Below are 2,047 nucleotides of genomic sequence, written 5' to 3'. Positions count from 1 at the left end.
CCTTTCTGGCAAGCCGCCAGTCCCAGCGCGAGCGCCACATGGGTTTTGCCGGTGCCGCTGTTGCCCAGCGCGATGATATTTTCCCTCCGCAGGATGTATTCGCAGCGGGCCAGCTCCAGCACGAGCATTTTGTTGAGGCCTGGAATGGCCGTGAAGTCGAACGTGTCGAAGCTTTTCACCGCCGGGAACCGCGCAGCCCGGATCCGGCGCTCCACGGTGCGGCGCTCACGGTCGATCAGCTCAAGTTCGATGAGGCGAAGCAGGTATCGGCTATGATCAACCCCGTCGCGTGCGCATTCACGGGCCAGCTTCTCATATTCGCGTAGCACTGTAGGAAGTTTGAGCTGCTTGAGATGATGCGCGAGCAGGACCTGCGGCGTCCCCGCCATAGTGCCGGTGGGCATCTTGTCCTCTGCGATCCGGTTCATGCCGCCAACTCCTGAGATGTTTGGGGCACGAGCGCAGCATAGTCGGCGGCACGCGTCGTCTTCACGTCCATTTTAGGCAGATGGGGATAGGCTGCCAGGTCCAGGCGGGCGGGCCGCCGTTCGATGCGCGCCAGCGCGATCTGCTTGACCGCGTCGAAGCCGATTGCGCCGATACAGATCGCCTCGTTCACCGCGAAGGTGACGATCTCCATCGGCATCGCCTCCAACAGTCGCAGGATCTGGATGAACTCGCGCTTGCCCTTGTTGCCCATGCGCGCCTCAAGGAGGTGACGCATATGCTGGAACGCTTGCGGCAGAGCCCAGTCCTGCAGCGCGGCGGCCTGATCGAGCGCATTGGGCTTGGTCTCGATCAGCGCCAGATAATGCAGCGGGTTCGCCACGAACATGGCCTCACCATAACAGCGCGGATGTCTGGCGATCTCCTCATTGCCACATAGGATGACCACCGTGTCGACGAAGCCCTTCACCATGACATCCTGGAAGCCATACCGGGTCGGCACCGAGTAGTCGTTGGTCCGGTAGCGCACCAGAGCGGTCGACGATACGCGAGCGGCCCTGGTCTCGCACGGTTCGAACTGCCCTGCTGGCAATGCCCGCATCACCGCCAGATCGGCGAGGAGCCGTGTGCCGATCGTCTCACTATGTCGGCCAGCCCGCTCTTCCTGCCGGGCCCGGCAGCGGTCCAACAGCTCATCATTGAAGTCATCGAAGCTGGGCGCATGCGGAATCGGGACCATGAAGTGCGATCGGGCGTGCTTGACCAGGCCTTCCACCTTCCCCTTGTCGTTCCCCTTTCCAGGCCGACCAAAGCGATCGGTAAAAAGGTAATGGCTGACGAGCCCGGTGAACGCGCGTGTTCGCTCGCGCTTCCCATCGCCGCAGATCCTGGCAACCGCGATCTTCGTGTTATCGTAAAGGATCGACAGTGGCACACCGCCAAAGAAGGCGAACGCCGATACATGCCCGTCCAGAAAGGCCTCGGTTGTCTCCGCTGGATAGGCCTTCACAAAGCAGGCATCCGATTGCGGCAGGTCCATGCAGAAGAAGTGCATCTTCCGGCGGACACCATCGATCACGCCCACCGCTTCGCCAAAATCTACCTGAGCATGTCCTGGCGGGTGCGCCAGCGGCACGAACGTCTCGCGTCCCCGCGCCCGGCACAGCCGGACATAATCCTTTACGACAGTGTAGCCGCCGCCAAAGCCATGCTCGTCGCGCAGACGTTCAAAGATCCGTTTGGCGCTGTGCCGCTGCTTCACAGGCGCAATGCGATCCGCTGCCAGGATCGCGTCAATCACTGGCAGCAGCGGCCCCAACTTCGGCTTCGCCACAGGCTTGGTCCGCGTGTAGCCCGGCGGCAGCGAGAACCGGCACATCTTCGATATTGTCTCGCGGCTCAGTCCAAAGACCTTCGCGGCCTCGCGCTGGCTATTACCTTCGACAAAAACAAAGTGCCGAACGGCGGCGTAGCTCTCCACGGCAAACATCCCCGGCCACCCCCCTTAAAAGGAGCAACCTATCCAATGGCTGGTTTTTAAACCGCCACGCTCAGCAAATCGCTGGCGTTCCATTGGCCTGGTTTGTCACCGCCCTCTACA

Annotated in this window: 2 protein-coding genes; both read right to left on the bottom strand. The window is 61.7% G+C overall.

The window, feature by feature from the left end:
* The coding region (locus tag KRZ98_RS21135) for an ATP-binding protein (RefSeq protein ID WP_302849139.1) at nucleotides 1-404 on the bottom strand (404 nt) is incomplete at its 3' end.
* Nucleotides 405-424: 20 nt separating this feature from the next.
* Nucleotides 425-1,936: an IS21 family transposase gene (gene istA, locus KRZ98_RS21130; RefSeq protein WP_217675195.1), complete on the bottom strand. Its 1,512-nt coding sequence runs from the start codon at nucleotides 1,934-1,936 to the stop codon at nucleotides 425-427.
* Between the last annotated feature and the right edge of the window lie 111 nt (nucleotides 1,937-2,047).

The organism is Sphingobium sp. AS12 (assembly GCF_019097845.1).
GTDB lineage: Bacteria > Pseudomonadota > Alphaproteobacteria > Sphingomonadales > Sphingomonadaceae > Sphingobium.
The sequence above is the reverse complement of the archived record's forward strand: the minus strand, read 5'-3'. Positions and strand labels throughout refer to the sequence as shown.

Excerpts from the sequence above, each read along its gene's own strand:
- istA (WP_217675195.1), bottom strand. The coding sequence starts at position 1,936 with ATGTTTGCCGTGGAGAGCTACGCCGCCGTTCGGCACTTTGTTTTTGTC.